14 protein-coding genes and 4 pseudogenes are annotated in these 14,245 nt (G+C 59.6%); 13 read left to right on the top strand and 5 right to left on the bottom strand.

Features of this window, described 5'->3' with window-relative positions:
- The 3 genes and pseudogenes from OCW50_RS27830 to OCW50_RS27820 form a co-directional block, all read right to left on the bottom strand.
- A pseudogene (locus tag OCW50_RS27830) lies at positions 1-541 on the bottom strand (hypothetical protein); the annotation flags it as partial.
- A gap of 257 nt (positions 542-798) precedes the next feature.
- Positions 799-1,499 (bottom strand): annotated as a pseudogene (locus OCW50_RS27825) (IS6 family transposase).
- 990 nt (positions 1,500-2,489) lie between these two features.
- On the bottom strand, positions 2,490-3,224 hold the full coding sequence (locus OCW50_RS27820) for an outer membrane protein (RefSeq protein ID WP_262299842.1): 735 nt from the start codon (positions 3,222-3,224) through the stop codon (positions 2,490-2,492).
- Positions 3,225-3,567: 343 nt separating this feature from the next.
- Between OCW50_RS27820 and OCW50_RS27815 the strand changes: the two genes are divergently transcribed.
- The 11 genes and pseudogenes from OCW50_RS27815 to OCW50_RS27765 all read left to right on the top strand — a co-directional run bounded on the left by OCW50_RS27815 (position 3,568) and on the right by OCW50_RS27765 (position 12,029).
- Positions 3,568-3,828: a hypothetical protein gene (locus OCW50_RS27815; protein WP_262299841.1), complete on the top strand. Its 261-nt coding sequence runs from the start codon at positions 3,568-3,570 to the stop codon at positions 3,826-3,828.
- 326 nt (positions 3,829-4,154) lie between these two features.
- Positions 4,155-4,652 (top strand): hypothetical protein, encoded by a 498-nt coding sequence (locus tag OCW50_RS27810; RefSeq protein WP_262299840.1) that lies wholly within the window; start codon positions 4,155-4,157, stop codon positions 4,650-4,652.
- 648 nt (positions 4,653-5,300) lie between these two features.
- A complete protein-coding gene (locus OCW50_RS27805) occupies positions 5,301-5,528 on the top strand; it encodes a hypothetical protein (protein ID WP_262299839.1) in 228 nt (75 codons plus the stop codon).
- Between the two features lie 169 nt (positions 5,529-5,697).
- Positions 5,698-6,762 (top strand): AI-2E family transporter, encoded by a 1,065-nt coding sequence (locus OCW50_RS27800; RefSeq protein ID WP_262299838.1) that lies wholly within the window; start codon positions 5,698-5,700, stop codon positions 6,760-6,762.
- A 100-nt stretch (positions 6,763-6,862) separates the two neighbouring features.
- Positions 6,863-7,111, top strand: a pseudogene (locus OCW50_RS27795) (IS6 family transposase); the annotation flags it as partial.
- A 460-nt stretch (positions 7,112-7,571) separates the two neighbouring features.
- The gene (locus OCW50_RS27790) at positions 7,572-8,039 is read left to right on the top strand and encodes a cupin domain-containing protein (RefSeq protein WP_262299837.1); all 468 of its coding nucleotides are present in this window, start codon (positions 7,572-7,574) and stop codon (positions 8,037-8,039) included.
- 47 nt (positions 8,040-8,086) lie between these two features.
- Positions 8,087-8,263, top strand: coding sequence for a hypothetical protein (locus OCW50_RS27785; RefSeq protein WP_262299836.1), 177 nt, complete (start codon positions 8,087-8,089; stop codon positions 8,261-8,263).
- Between the two features lie 473 nt (positions 8,264-8,736).
- Positions 8,737-8,961 carry a DUF6894 family protein gene (locus OCW50_RS27780; protein ID WP_262299835.1) on the top strand — a complete coding sequence of 75 codons (225 nt, stop codon included), beginning with the start codon at positions 8,737-8,739 and terminating at the stop codon, positions 8,959-8,961.
- Positions 8,962-9,368: 407 nt separating this feature from the next.
- On the top strand, positions 9,369-10,079 hold the full coding sequence (locus OCW50_RS27775) for a carbonic anhydrase (RefSeq protein WP_262299834.1): 711 nt from the start codon (positions 9,369-9,371) through the stop codon (positions 10,077-10,079).
- Between the two features lie 299 nt (positions 10,080-10,378).
- Positions 10,379-10,947, top strand: a pseudogene (locus OCW50_RS27770) (tyrosine-type recombinase/integrase).
- Positions 10,948-11,306: 359 nt separating this feature from the next.
- Positions 11,307-12,029 (top strand): Crp/Fnr family transcriptional regulator, encoded by a 723-nt coding sequence (locus tag OCW50_RS27765; RefSeq protein WP_262299833.1) that lies wholly within the window; start codon positions 11,307-11,309, stop codon positions 12,027-12,029.
- 166 nt (positions 12,030-12,195) lie between these two features.
- Here OCW50_RS27765 and OCW50_RS27760 read toward each other — a convergent pair whose 3' ends face one another.
- Positions 12,196-12,465: a hypothetical protein gene (locus OCW50_RS27760; RefSeq protein ID WP_262299832.1), complete on the bottom strand. Its 270-nt coding sequence runs from the start codon at positions 12,463-12,465 to the stop codon at positions 12,196-12,198.
- Positions 12,466-12,609: 144 nt separating this feature from the next.
- Between OCW50_RS27760 and OCW50_RS27755 the strand changes: the two genes are divergently transcribed.
- On the top strand, positions 12,610-13,080 hold the full coding sequence (locus OCW50_RS27755; protein ID WP_262299831.1) for a MarR family winged helix-turn-helix transcriptional regulator: 471 nt from the start codon (positions 12,610-12,612) through the stop codon (positions 13,078-13,080).
- 317 nt (positions 13,081-13,397) lie between these two features.
- The gene (locus tag OCW50_RS27750) at positions 13,398-13,679 is read left to right on the top strand and encodes a DUF6894 family protein (protein ID WP_262299830.1); all 282 of its coding nucleotides are present in this window, start codon (positions 13,398-13,400) and stop codon (positions 13,677-13,679) included.
- 182 nt (positions 13,680-13,861) lie between these two features.
- On the opposite strand, the gene OCW50_RS27745 is transcribed toward OCW50_RS27750, so the two are convergent.
- Positions 13,862-14,212, bottom strand: coding sequence for a hypothetical protein (locus OCW50_RS27745; protein WP_262299829.1), 351 nt, complete (start codon positions 14,210-14,212; stop codon positions 13,862-13,864).
- Positions 14,213-14,245 lie beyond the last annotated feature (33 nt).

Here is a 14,245-nt window from a genome sequence, read left to right as displayed (position 1 = left end):
GGCTGGTGCGTGCGAGCAGCGCGTCGGTCTCCGCGAAGTGCGCCTTCCACGGATCGGCATCGTTGGCATAGGGCAGGTAGGCCTCCTCACCGCCGGGATCGGTCTTCTTGCTTCCGGCCCTGATGGGGGCCTGCTCCGCCACGCCTCGGATGCCACGCAGGGCGGCCAGTCCGTCGATCGATAGCGGCCAGGGTGCCTTGCTAGCCAGAACGGTGCGCCGGGCCCGCAGGGCGGCCGCGGCGCGGACAAGCTCGTGCGTGGGATGGCGCACATCCATGCAGGCATCCTGCAGAATCAGGTCCCCGACATCGACAAGGTGTGCTTCGAGGAGCAGCGCCCGCACGACCTCGGTCATATCGCAGCGGGACTGCCACCCGACCGCGAGGCCGGAGGTCTCGAGCCGGGCGTCGAAGCGCAGGATGCTGATCGTGATCAGCTTGAGCGGGCCGGCGACGGCCTCCCACGGCAGTTCCAGCAGGGAATTGGCGCAGGGGAACGGTTGTTCCTCCTCGATCCTCCCTACCCTGCCCCCAAAAACCATCACTATGTCCTCAGACTAAGCTCTTGATAGGCCTGACCTTAGCCTAACAAAGCGAAGTGAATCAAGCTTTCGCTACGTTGAGAGGCGAGACCATTCAGGTCTCTCTTTGAGGCCCCGGTCGCTTTTCAGCGCCGTCGGCCTCGCCAAGGCGACCCGACACACCCTTTCTGACCCGTGAGGGCGCAGGACGGGTTTGGCGGTGTTGTCACGTTAACCGGCCTTGGGCCAATTGAAGCAAGTTCGGCCCAATGACAGCTTCAAGCGGCGACATTCGCCGCGACTTTCCACCCCGCCATGGCGTTGCGGCGTTGAAGGTGGGTAGCCCGGGCAGAGCGACGGGAGCGGGTAGAACGAAAAGGTTGCGGACGGCAGAGAACACGTTGACGAACCTCTGTAGCCCTTTGGCGGATCGAAAGCCCTGCCTCGCCCGCTCGCGTCGGCGAAACGGCGGGTGCGAATTCTCTGCCCGATTGTTAAGCCCTTTATGCGAGCGGTGCTCGACGTCTGGCATCATCTGACGTCGGGCAACAGCGTAGGAGCCGAGCTTGTCGGTGATCATTCGCCGAGGTGGGCGGCCTTGTTTCTTCAACAGCCGCTTCAGCAGGCGCTTGGCGGCCTTGGTGTCGCGTCGGCTCTGGACGATTTCATCAAGGACATACCCGTCCTGATCAACCGCCCGCCACAACCAGTGCTTTTTGCCAGATATCGTGACCACGACCTCATCCAAGTGCCAGATGTCGCGGCGGCTCGGCGTCTTGCACCTGAGACGGCGGGTGTAGGCTAGGCCGAACTTCAAAGCCCACCGGCGGACCGTCTCGTAGGAGACGAGAATGCCGCGCTCGAGCAGCATCTCCTCAACCAGCCGCAGGCTCTGAGGAAATCTGAAATACAACCACACCGCATGGGCGATAATCTCAGGCGGAAAGCGATGGCGTTTGTAGCTGACGGGGTTGCGCATGCCGGACCATCTATACGTCTGAGCATCTCCTCCGCGTTAACGTGACAGCACCACATCGTCAATGTCCGATAATCCCTACATACTTATCGGACATTGGCCGGACGTAGACCTTCAACATCAAATGAGTACCGCCTGTCGTGAGCAGCTTAAGTAGCAGCACATTCAAAAAGGCAGCGGGCTCGGGTGGCATGGGCCAAAAAGAAGGACCAAGAGCGGCTAGCCCTTGCTCCTCAAAGTTGTACATGGGCCTACCCAATGAGCAAGTTGGCGAAAGATTACTGACCCGGATGTCTACCTGTCCAGTGGCTGATAACAGTTTATCGTTGTTGCCCTCATCTTGGATCGAGTGGCGTATCCAACATTTGGCTGACCTTGCATGGACCTGGGGCACAAGAGCCGAGAACCGCTTCATGGTCTTTCTGCTGGTGTGCGGCCTGATGGCAGGGATCACTATCGCGGCCACAAGCATCTACGATACCTGGAAGGCGGGTCGGCTGGGATCTAAGACGAAGGCAACCGGCACGGCGGTAAGAAGCCCCAGCCGAGGACGGTTCAGGACACTCAGCCAGGGCGACTTCCATGCTTGGAGGCAATGGACCGGCCGTCTAATGCGGAACACGACCGGTCCGTGCATCCTAACCTGGTGGAGCCAATACTCGGTTCAATGGACAGACGGCGTCGACCTACTCTCGCAGGAGGAGACCGGCTTTTCCCAAGAGGAGCCGGGTCCTTGAGCACCCGGTCGCATGAGCGGGCGCTCTTTCTTTGGGGCAACCTGACTGGGATCATTAACCCGTTCGTGAGCCCCTCGCTGCTCCATTACATCTCACATGAGCCTGCGGCGCCCACACGTTTCGATACCCGCGCCGGCGCTTGGCTGCTGCGGTCCTCTTGAGGGACTGGACTCGCCGTTTCCTCATTCCTCTACCTGAAACGCAAAAGGCCCGGGTGTTTGCCCGGGCCTTGTGTGTCCCTGTCGAAGACAGGTTTTTAGTAGGTGCTGAACTTGTAGCTGATGCCAGCACGGACCGTGTGGAATTCAATGTCGTTGCTGCCGAGCGAAACATTGTTGAAGAAGTTATCCCCACCATCAAAGTTGGTGTAACGGTATTCCAGACGGGCGGTCAGGTTGTTGGTGAAGGCATATTCGACACCAGCACCCAGCGTCCAACCGCTCAGCGTGTCATCGTTGCCAAGGATGCCGAAACCATCCGAGACACCGGCGAACGCGAAACCACCGGTTGCGTAGATCAAAGCGCGGTCAAATGCGAAACCGGCGCGAGCGCGGATCGAGCCTTGCCAGTCGAGAGCGTTGCCCGCGAAGCCGTAGTTCGTGAACACGCCGCCGCCGGGGCCAATGATGACCACGTCGTCGTTGTCGTCGCCGAACACGCCTTCGACATCGCCTTCAACACCGATCACGAACGAGCCGATCTGGTAGTTGTATCCAGCATGGACACCGGCCAGGAAGCCGTCACCGCTGTCACCAAAGTCGCCGCTCTGCACTACGAACCCGTTCGGGAGAACGATGTTGTTGTCGTTGGCATTCCAGCCATAGCCGACCTGGGCACCGACGTAGAAGCCGGTCCAGGTGAAGACCGGGACGGCAGCGATGTAGGGAGCCGGCGGAGCGGCACGCATCGGCAGATCAGCGGCGGAAGCAGCGGAAATGCCAGCAGTCGCGAGGGTGGTAGCGGCGAGCAAGCCGAGAAGACGGGTTTTCATGAGGGGAATCCTTTAGGAGAGGAGATCTTGAGACAATTTATGGAGAGGCGGGAAAAAAAGACTATGACAAAGATACAACACCGCTCCGGTTTAAGCCCTCCTTGACGAGGCCATAACGGTGATTGTGCTTACCAAGCCGTTAACACTTGGTGGATTTGACAGGGTGGGGACCGCATGCCCTACTGGTTCTTGTTTTCGGACACTCCGAAGGCGAGGAGAGACTTAGCCCTGTCCCGCAACGGGCAGGGTTTTTTACGTCTGTACCGTGGTCTCGCGCCTCTACTGAGGCGGATTATAAGGAACTGACGTGGTTGGCGGCCGAGCCTTCCCGACGGTGTGGACCGTGACGCTAGGCGTTGCCTGCACGTATCACGATCAGCCCTCAGTCAATCCCAAAGCGCTCGCCTTGGTGGCCTGTGCTTCGGTGGCAATTATAGGCTTCAACATCATTCGCCGGCATGGGTCGGATGTCGAGCGCTATGCCATTCGGGAGCAGGTGTTCACGATCTCCGAAGCCGACTGGCTCGGCGGCGCTTGGCAGCGGCTTTCCGCCTACTGGATCGACCTGACGGGCGAGGTCGAGGAGCCGTTCACGGTGCAATAGGCCGGCACTCTCGGCGATGTGGAGCAGGCGCCGCAAGCGAAAAGCTGGCGGCCCGTGCCATGGACGTTGGCCAGCGCGGGCAAGAAAACCCGACCGCAAGTGCCTGTAAACGCTCCTGCCCTGTTTCGTACTCCGCAGCCATGTGGTCGGGTCTGGAACAAGAGCTGCTCAATGACACGATCAGCGAGATGGGCACCGCTCTTGTTCTGACTCTGGGAGGGCCAGAGGCGGGCCCGTGTAACGGTTCCTTAGCCACGTCTGCTAAACCGGCGTTAGTCAGCCATTCGCAACACTCAAACTCCTCACTCGCACCCAGGAGCCATCCAATGAGTGTTCGTCTCAGTGCCGTAGCCCTTCTCACCGGGTTAGCTTTTGCCGCTCCTGTCCATGCCGAAGTCGACCTCCTCAGCCTTGAGCAGTTTGTAGATGCTCATGAGACTGAAACGGCTGCTCTCATCGCGGTGGATCTCGCAATACTTCAGGGCCCAGCGTCCTTCGCACCTTCCGAGGCCGCTCAGCTCGTGTCTGTAGCTGATACCTTAACCGGTGATCTAGCGAGACTCCGCTCCGAGCCAGCCGTTCTGGTCAGCGTCACACCTGCTGAGAAGCAGGAAGAGGCATCTCTTGCACCTGAGCTCTTCCTTGACCTTAACGAGGACGAAACTTTTGCATGGATAGCTGCTGATCTTGCGCCTGCTCAGGAACTGACGACCGGCACGATTGAGAACGACCGTGCAGGAACAGCGCCTCTCCCGGAGGGTCAACTTATCATCCAGTCTCTCACGGATGACGCACTGCCGTTTGAGGAGTACCTGCTCCCGTAGATCCGCTGAGCTTCAGCTAGCTCGGACGTCGGATGTTGAGCAGTGTCCCTTAGCGAGTTATCGAAGCCCGAGGAGCGAGAGGATCGCGAGAACGACAACGATGGCTCCGATAATCCAGATAATGCGGTTCACTGATGATCTCCTACGGCCAATAGCAAGCTCCAACGCTCTCACTATGTAGGGTGTTCCTCGATCGGGACTGTCCGGGGTTGGAATAAGATCCGCCCCACACATACGCTAACCAAGTACGCAGCGAGAACGAGGGTCCGTGATATTAACCCAGGGACCGCGCCATGGCTGAAGACGGCTCACATCCTGATGTTTGAGCCGCTGTCTCGGGCCGAACACCTGATGGAGAAGCGTACTGCTCTCGAGGCGTTGCCTGTGAGAGGGCATCGCTGTCCGAATTGGCGCGAGAAGGTGGGTTAATACAGTACTTTCGATTTGTATCTGATCGACGCGAGTCTCCCCAGCCCCCCGTTCAGGGTCGATCCGCAAGCCCTATTGGAAGGGTTGCTGATCCGTTTTAGCTTAGCGTACCAACAGGAGCAGGTCCGGTTCTGACCCTGCTGTAGGCGCTCTGGCCCTGTGCTGTCATTTGACAGACTTCGTGGTATTTTGGCTCGCACCTCGAGAGAACGGTGACAAATGAACGAGAGTTTCTCTCCGGTCATCTTCCTCTATGGCATGGCCGTCGTCGTTGCCGTCAGCAAGGCCTGTACGCTGTTTATCTGGCGAGCTCTGCCCAAATTCAGAGCACCCTTGCGCCAGATGATGATCGGGGCCTGGCGCCGCCGAAGGACCAGTAAGCCGATCCTGGAGGCGAGCCCTGATCTACAAAGATATCCCTCGGACCCGCTCCGCGCCGCCCTCTGAAGCCCTGGTCACGACCGACAGGCATGATCCTTTTGCGATGGTGAACGGAGCATCCGGGCTGCCTGAGGGGTCCAGCCGCCCGGCCCGGACCGCGCCAACCGGGGATTTAGTCGACAGTCGATCGAATGGTGAGCACAATTGAATCCTTCGTTGAAGTCGAAGGTGCGCGATGCTCAAAGTTTCCGGGCGTGGTCTCCCGCCCAAGGAACCGCCTCCATCCCGAAGCGGGCTGAGCCAATCTCAGAGGTTCACGACAGCGACACAAATCCTCGCGGCCGTCGCCCTGCTCGGCGCGCTCAAGGCTGGCCTTCTCACCTCCCTGCTGTCTGGCTTGCTGGTCCATGAACTGGTTCATGCCCTGGCTCCACGCCCTAGTACCCTCGTAACCCGCCGGGCCGGCAAGATCCTGGTTGTGTCGCTGCTCGCAACGGTCGTGGTCGTTGTCATCGGAGCAGCGATCCTCGGGCTGGTGTCCTTGCTTTCCGGCGGGCCGGACAGCCTGGCCATTCTGCTGCGGCGCATGGCCGAGGTGATCGAGAGCGCCCGTCCCCTGCTGCCCGACTGGATCGGCAGCTATGTCCCAGCCGATCCTCAGGAGCTGAAGGGCGCCGCCTCAGCTTGGCTGCGTGAGAACGCGGGCCAGCTCCGGCTGGTGGGTCAGGACGTCTGGTGGGCGCTCGTCCACATCATTGTTGGCATGGTCATTGGAGCGATGATCGCCGTCAGCCACGAAGCGGGCGAGGCCGAGCAGGGCCCCCTAGCACAAGTGTTACGAGAGCGGACGCGCCTGCTCGGCGAAGCATTCCGCAACGTAGTGTTCGCGCAGGTGCGGATTTCCGCCCTGAACACCGTCCTGACGGGTTTGTACCTGCTGGGCCTCGTGCCGTTGATTGGGGTCCAGCTGCCTTTGACGAAAACCTTGATCGCTGTGACCTTCATTGCCGGGCTCCTGCCGGTGATTGGTAACCTAATTTCCAACACCGCTATCGTGGTTGTCAGTCTAAGTGTGTCCCCACTACTGGCCCTGAGCTCGCTCCTGTTTCTGATCGCCATCCACAAGCTGGAGTATTTTGTGAACGCCCATGTAATGGGAACACACATCAGCGCCCGAGCCTGGGAGCTTCTTGTGGCCATGTTGGTTATGGAGGCTGTTTTCGGGATCGCCGGTCTCGTGGCTGCTCCGATCTATTATGCTTATCTGAAGAACGAGTTGGCAGTGCGCCACCTCATCTGATTGGGTGTTCGCTGCCCCATGCACTCTCCCGTGAGCTCTGTTGCAGCTTTGAGGGTCTCCTTGCCTGGACTATGACGTGCGGGCGGTGCGGGGGTTGGCGGTGCAGCAGAATAACAAGAACCTGTTCAAGGGTCGGCAGTTCACGGCGGAGACCATCCTGTGGTCGGTGCGCTGGTGCCTGCAGTTCCCGATCAGCTACCGCGATCTTGAGCACATGTTCTCCGATCGAGGCATTCAGGTCGATCACACCACCCTGTTTCGGTGGATCCAGGCCTATGTACCGGAGTTGGAGAAGCGCATCCGTCCGCATCCTCGTATGGGCAGCAGTTCCTGGCGGGTCGACGAAACATAGATCCGGGTTAAGGGGAAGTGGGTGTATCTCTACCGCGCCGTCGATGCATGCAGCGCTCGAACCAGTTACAACACCGCATGCGGATAGTGACTTCCTCTATCTGAGCAATCCCGGTTCAGGAGGCTCGGCTTTAGGCAGATTGATCAGGTAACTGGCATGTTCATTCTTGACATTGCCCTACGAGAGGCGGACCCTTTCGCTGCTGCCCGCGCAGCGCACCAGTCACGAGAAGATCGGTGCATCCCGGGAAAGGAGGTTCAGCATGGAACCACCTCCGAACTCTGCCGCGATGACCACTGAGGCATGCGCACCGGCCCCAGCCTAGCGGACACAAGGACGGCAGACCGGGAGCGGCTTCAGGAACCGCAGCAGTGAGGCAGGGCTCCATTTTGCCCCTCCCGGCCTTGTGGATCGGCTCTCAGCCAAAGATGACCACACGAGTTCAGGGAGGCTTATGATGCGCCTGCTTACCCTTACGACGGCCCTGCTCCTCGTTGCGACCGGTAGCGTCGTAGCTCAGGACCAGAAGACCGGCCACTCCATGAGGGCTGATCAACTCCAGTGGGAGCCCACGCCACCCATCGTGCCCAAAGGAGCCCAGATGGCTGTGCTATCGGGTGATCCCACCAAAACGGGTCCGTTCACGATGCGGCTGAAGCTGCCCGCAGCCTATAAAATCCCTGCCCATACTCACCCCACAGCTGAGCGTGTGACGGTGATCTCCGGAGAGTTCAACTTCGGCATGGGCGACAAACTCGATCAAACCAAAGCCGAGAAGCTCGGGAGCGGCGGGTTTGTCGATCTGCCCGCCAATATGAGCCACTACGCCTTCGCGAGCCCTGAGACTGTGATCCAGATCGACTCAGATGGTCCGTTTGTCATTAAGTACGTGAACCCAGCCGATGACCCAAGCAAGTCCCAGTGACACCGGCTCCTTGATGTGAGGAGTGCCAGCAATAAACGGAGATAGTCATGTGCCATTATCGCGGATCATACGAGTCCGAAGCCAAGATGAAAGCGGAATTTGACCGCCAACGGGAGATTGAGGCCAGACGCATCCAGGCTGTTGAAAAGCTGAAGAATCAGGCTGATACAGCGGCTCAGAAGGCAGCGTCCACACCGGCGAAAGAACCCGTTCCGGCAAAGTAACATGTAGCCGTACCTTTAGGGCGCACAAAGCAGTCCCGATGCCCCGCGCTGGCGGGGCATTTCTTTGCCGTATGTTCTCATTGAAAAGATTTTGTCGCCTGCCTGCATGTTGGCCCCGTGATCTATGGCAACATAGGCAGCCCGGATCGGCTGGACTTCCCAGTCGTGGGCCCCACGGTCAACTTTGTTAGTCGGCTGGAGGCGGTTGCAAAGATCGCGAACGCGGCTGCGGTGTGCTCCCGGGAAGTGGCGGCTTGCTTTCCAGCAGACACCACACGGCGGCTTGGAACCTTCAAGCTGCCGGGGATTCCGGACGAGCAGCGATCTTCGAACTGGTGCCCCCGGCAGAGGACTTCGGGACAACCTTGGACCGAACCCAGAGATAAAGTCCGGCCCAGAGCTCGGATGTCAATCTGGGTGATGGCGGCGCCTCCGGAAGGGGTGCAAACCAGCGCCGGTCCAAGGAAACGTCTATGCCGCGCTACATCTTCAATGCCACGAATGGCATCTACTTTGCACCGGAGTTCGAGGTCCACCACCTCCCCGAACTGGAAACCGCCCCTTGTGCGGCTTACCGGATCGTCAGGCACTTTCGGGCCTGCGTGCCCCGCAACCTCCGCCAGGAAAATCGCACCGTCGAGATTGTGGAGGAGACGAGCCAAGAGCTGGCAGTCTTGCGGTTGGAAGCGCCTTTCTAAAAACCAAGGCAGCGGATGTGACGAGGCACAGGACCATGATCTGCCTACATCTTACGCCATCCGTGGAAGGTCTACGTCAGGTCCGGCAGCGATACACGTGAACTTGGTGGGAGGTCTGGTTTCGCGAGCAATGCTGCCCTCGGGCTTACGTCTCGGGAGCGCCATGAACAGACGCTCGGGCCTTCGGTGCGAACGCCTGAAATCGGTTGAGATCAGTCGGTCCGTAGCCATCGCCGCATGCAGAAAACAGGCATCTCGCCAGCCCTTACGGGCCCACCGTCCCAAAGTGACAAGCCCCTGTCCCGTCGGATCAAGCGCTACCGAAGAGTCCTCCTACAGTGCATGCCTGTGCAGGGTTGCCGTCCGGATCGGCTGGAGCCCTGTGCCCCAAACCAGCGGAGAGCGCCATGTGCATCGAGTGCGTCAGGATGAACCGTCGGACATTTATGTCCCTCGTCACAACCGGGGCTGCGGCGAGCATGTGGACGATCAGTGGCAGGTCAAGCTCAGCATTCGCAAGGACAGGTCTGAGTGCTGACGAGGCCCTGGCCAGGCTGAAAGCCGGCAACGACAAGTTCGTGAACGCACCCCAACTGTGCGAGGTCGGGCTCCGCGAAGAGCGTGCGAGTACCGCGGGAGACCAGTCGCCCTGGGCAACGATCCTGACCTGCTCGGACAGCCGGGTCGCGCCAGAGCTCATCTTTGGGGGCGTCGGTCTCGGCGAGTTGTTCGTCGCCCGCAACGCGGGCAACGTCGCTGACACAGCGGTCCTAGGAACAATCGAGTACGGTGCCGAGCATCTTGGCTCGCCGCTGGTCGTAGTCCTCGGACACCAGCGATGTGGCGCGGTCCAAGCGGCCTGCGATGTTGTTGCAAATCATGTCGAACTTCAGGGCTCGATCAGGCCGATGGTCGAAGCGATCGTTCCGGCTGCGAAATCACAGGAGGGCAAGCCTGGAGATTTCGTCGACAACACCGTACGCGAGAACGCGCGCCGCAATGCCGCTGGCATCCTGGCCGGAAGCGACATCATTAGGGAACTGGTTCACGAGGGTCAGGTGAAAGTCGTCCACGGCTACTATGATCTGGAACGTGGCACGGTCGACTTTATCGACTGACTCCCAAGTTCCACCAGCCAGTCCCTCGTGAGGCTCGGTAAACATCGAATTAGTTGCAGTCGGTGGCTCATCGGAATGACTGCAACGGGTCTCGAGCAGGAGATCGAAGCCAGACCAAGAACGTCCAGCTTACCTCGGTCAGCCGACAGAAGGTTTGGAAGAGATGATCCGCGTGGGTTTCCTGTTGTCATAAGAGGCCAAGGTTCATTGCGGGGGCTTCGTTTCCGGAGCACTGCCATGCAAGACAGTATCTCTGACCATCCCTGCCGAACCAACCCCCGTGGAACCGAGGCAAGCTGATCGGACCCAAGCCATCTCTGAAAGCCAAAGAGATCTGGTCCATCCGGGTCAGGCTACAGGTTGCTCATCGCATTCGGGATTTAGCCCTGTTCAATCTAGCCCTCGACAGCAAGCTGCGAGCCTGCGACCTCGTCGGGCTCCGCGTTGATGATGTGGCCCTCAATGGGCGGGTGCGATCCCGAGCCACGATTATCCAGCGGGAAACCGGCCGGCTTGTTCAATTTGAGATCATGGAGCAGACCCGCGAGCCTGTGGGGCGGGGGCTGGAGAAGAAGGACCTGCACAAGGGTGAGCCCCAGTTTCCAAGCCGGATCAATCGAGCGAGGCCGATGACGACGCGTCAGTACGCTCGCTCATTGGCATCCTGGCTTCGTGCGATTGGGCTCGCTCCCCTCGCCTACGGCACTCATTCCTTCGACGAACCAAAGCGTCAATGATCTACCGGAGAACAGGCAATCTCCGAGCCGTCCAGCTCCTGCTGGGGCACAGCAAGATTGAGAGTACGGTGCGGTATCTTGGGATTGACGTCGACGATGCCCTTCTGATCGCGGAGCAGGTTGAGATCTAAGCGCCTGAGGCAGCTTCCCGACAAGCCGCCTCAGAGCCTCATTACCTGTTACGAAGCTAGGTCCGGACCTGAGACTGAAGCAGCCACAAGGCAAACGACCGGCGCGTGCCGATTGCAGCCCTTCCTCTTCGTGCGCTGGGGTTTGAAGGTCTGTCTAAGCCAAACGCGAAAGCGCCCTCCCGTCGCAAAGGGCGCTGCACGACCCAACCCTTAGGAGCAATCAGTCGGAATCGGTATTCCGTCCTAACGTAGGCCTACCTCCTTTGTCCGTCAGGTGTGGGACAAACCAACGGGGACAATTCGCACTCATGCGCGTTATCGGGTCGAAGCGAGGCAGTTAGATGGCTAAGCCTTGGGACGTGGATCATCGCACGAACTGGCTTCTGCGGGCTCTGGAGCCCGACGACTTCGCACTGCTGGAGCCTCACCTGGAGCTTGTCAGGCTGACCCGCAGTCAGGCGCTCTATGAACCCGGCGAGATCATTCACCATGCCTACTTCCCTCACTCTAGTGTCATCTCGCTCGTGAATGTCCTGGAAGATGGCCGCACCGTCGAGGTGGCTGTGTTCGGGCGCGGGGGTGTGATGGGCCTGCTCAGTGCGGTGGTCACGCGCGAAGCCTTCGGCCGCTATGTTGTGCAGATGCCCGGCACCGCCTCGCGCATTGTGGTCGAGCGCCTCAATGAGGTGAGGAATGTCCGCTCCAAGGTTCGCCATGTGATTGCCAGCTACAGCGAGGTGCTTCTGGTGCAAACGTTTCAGATGCTGACCTGCAATGCCGTCCACCCCATCGACGCCCGCTGCTGCCGCTGGATCCTGCGGCTGCATGACCGCACTGACGGGGATACGCTGCCGATCACGCACGAGTTTCTGGCCGAGATGCTGGCGGTGCAACGCTCAAGCGTGAGCGTTGTTCTGCGCACGTTGCAGGAGGCGGGGCTGATTCAGCAGGGACGTGGGAAAATCACGGTGACGGATCGGGCGGGACTCGAGCAGGCGGCGTGCGAGTGCTACGGTAAGATCCGGCGCATCTACGAGCGTCTCCTGCCGGGCTCCTGCCCATCAAAAGCCCGGTTCCGCTAGAAGATCGCTGCCGGTTTGACTGAGCAGTCTATAGCAAGCGGCTGCCCTTTCACTTCTCTATAACCCTCAAACCATCAGGGAAGTCTGCAACGAGGGCACAGCTTCAAATTCTCGCGGGTCCACGTGTGCATTTGCGCATGGTGGGGATCTGGTTCATCGCATCACCTCAGTCGCATTTATGCACGATGCGGGACACGCTTGCCCAGGGCGTGCGATGCTTCTGCACCTCCAGATAGCAGTTCTCGGCCAGTACGAGGTTCTGCACCTGTTGCAGGCGATCCTCGCCCTCATGTCTGTCCGCGGCAGCCATCGGCATCGGTGCCTCAGCTTTGGTCCCTGCCTGAGGCGCCGCAAAAGCTGCATGGCCGAGCACAAAGGTGGCTCCGATGGCCAAAACAGCGGCGCCTCGCAGGTAGGGAGCAGGGATGCGGATCATGGCAGGCTCTCAGGAAGCTAGGGGGTGAAGGCCTGCCGTGAGGAGCAAGTGCAAAGCCATTAACGGGCAATAGAATGCCGCGCAACTATACTAACGGGCTATTCAGTGGTACGTGAATGAACATCCTTGCTCCAGGAGTCCGCCTTGGCCAAACCGCAGCCGCTTGAGCCCGACACCGCCAAAGACACCCTCAATCTCGACCGGCAGCTTTGCTTTGCCGCCTATTCTCTATCCCAGGCCTTCAACCGCGTGTACAAGCCGGGGCTGGACCAAATTGGCCTCACCTACCCACAGTACCTTGTGCTGCTGGTGCTGTGGGAGCAGGACGATCAGACGATGAAGCACATCGGCGAGCGACTTCATCTCGACTCGGGCACGCTGACCCCGCTGCTCAAGCGGCTGGAAGTTGCCGGCATCGTGCGCCGCCAGCGGGATCCGCAGGATGAGCGTCAGGTGCGGATCAGCCTCACGTCCAAAGGCCACAGCCTTAAGGAGCAGGCCGCCAAAGCACGGCACAACGTGGTCTGCGCCAGTGGCCGCTCCGCTCAGGAGATCCAGACGCTGATGGATGAGCTCATCCACCTGCGGGACAGCCTCAACAGCTTTCTGGAATAGTGTCCTAGACCTCCCAGCCCACTCGCCTCTGGTCATCCCTGCTTTGCTGCTGGATGAGCCTACGGTGTGTATGGGTTCAATCTCTCAATCGCAGTAGAACCTTATTATACGTCTTGCAGCCGAGCGGCGCCGGACGTGTGCGACAGGTTGGCATTGAACCAATGGCTCATATACAATTGCGCGTCATTCATTTATACACAAATGAATGGTGCAGAAACCAGGCCTGGACCGCGCGGTAGCGCACGAGCGGAATCACCCCAAGCCTCTCCGTTGAGACAGGTTTTCGCCCTGCACAGCCTGACATTCTGGAGTGGCCTATGAAACGCTTTTACTTTGACCTGTTCGACGGGCGTGACGTCTCGCGCGATGAGGTGGGCACAACCTTTGATGATCACAACCAAGCTCAGAACGCCGCTGCCGAAAGCCTGCTTGAGCTCATGAAATCTCGTAGGACGAAAGGTGCTGCCGCCGAGTTGGTGTTCTTGGTCCGGGACGCCTCTGACATGGCTGCTTTTGCGGTGAGGCTATCACTACAGGTTACGAGTCAGGGAATGCTCTTCGGGCCCGCTTCAGATCCTGTGCCAAGCCTTTGTCCCTAAGTCCGCTTTACATACGGTACTGACATCTTTCTCCTTGAGATCTGGTCAGTGGAAGACCTCTCCAGGACTGAGATCATCATTGCTGAGTGTGGAGTGGAAGATCTCCACCAAGTCAGTCCGAGCCCACAATCGAGATTACGTGAAGGTCGTCTCGCAGCGCCATTTCGGAAGTGCGGCTAAGGTCAGCCTCGTGCCAAGACCTGACCTTCCTGCACACGATGCGGCGCCATCGGAGACCCGGATCGCCTGGGAATAGGGTGCCCTCTTGCCGGCTGGCCTACTTCGGGACCGGAACGTGGGTTGCACGCGCAGGCCTCAGTCCGGCGCCCCTCCGGCTTAATCGCGTAGTAGCGGCCGCCGACCCAGAGGCTCATCGCCTGGTCGCCGATCTCGAACACCTTCGCCATCACGAGGTTGACCGGCACCGTCAACTTGTCGTCCGTCCAGTCGTAGCTCGATTGCGTGTTGAATGTGACGCTCCACCCCTGACCGAAGTTGTACGACGCGAACGGCTGGACGAAGGTGGAGCTCACGTCGAAGCGACCGCGCGGTCGGCATAGGACCAG

The organism is Microvirga sesbaniae, from assembly GCF_025460805.1.
In the GTDB taxonomy this organism is placed as follows: Bacteria; Pseudomonadota; Alphaproteobacteria; order Rhizobiales; family Beijerinckiaceae; genus Microvirga; species Microvirga sesbaniae.
This window is presented reverse-complemented; position numbering and strand designations above follow the sequence as displayed.

What these genes read in the sequence shown, in the direction of transcription:
- OCW50_RS27780 (WP_262299835.1), top strand. Translation starts at nt 8,737, where the DNA reads ATGCCGCGCTACATCTTCAATGCCACGAATGGCATCTACTTTGCACCG.
- OCW50_RS27790 (WP_262299837.1), top strand. Translation starts at nt 7,572, where the DNA reads ATGCGCCTGCTTACCCTTACGACGGCCCTGCTCCTCGTTGCGACCGGT.
- OCW50_RS27820 (WP_262299842.1), bottom strand. Translation starts at nt 3,224, where the DNA reads ATGAAAACCCGTCTTCTCGGCTTGCTCGCCGCTACCACCCTCGCGACT.
- OCW50_RS27785 (WP_262299836.1), top strand. Translation starts at nt 8,087, where the DNA reads ATGTGCCATTATCGCGGATCATACGAGTCCGAAGCCAAGATGAAAGCG.
- OCW50_RS27775 (WP_262299834.1), top strand. Translation starts at nt 9,369, where the DNA reads ATGTGCATCGAGTGCGTCAGGATGAACCGTCGGACATTTATGTCCCTC.
- OCW50_RS27805 (WP_262299839.1), top strand. Translation starts at nt 5,301, where the DNA reads ATGAACGAGAGTTTCTCTCCGGTCATCTTCCTCTATGGCATGGCCGTC.
- OCW50_RS27750 (WP_262299830.1), top strand. Translation starts at nt 13,398, where the DNA reads ATGAAACGCTTTTACTTTGACCTGTTCGACGGGCGTGACGTCTCGCGC.
- OCW50_RS27800 (WP_262299838.1), top strand. Translation starts at nt 5,698, where the DNA reads ATGCTCAAAGTTTCCGGGCGTGGTCTCCCGCCCAAGGAACCGCCTCCA.
- OCW50_RS27810 (WP_262299840.1), top strand. Translation starts at nt 4,155, where the DNA reads ATGAGTGTTCGTCTCAGTGCCGTAGCCCTTCTCACCGGGTTAGCTTTT.
- OCW50_RS27760 (WP_262299832.1), bottom strand. Translation starts at nt 12,465, where the DNA reads ATGATCCGCATCCCTGCTCCCTACCTGCGAGGCGCCGCTGTTTTGGCC.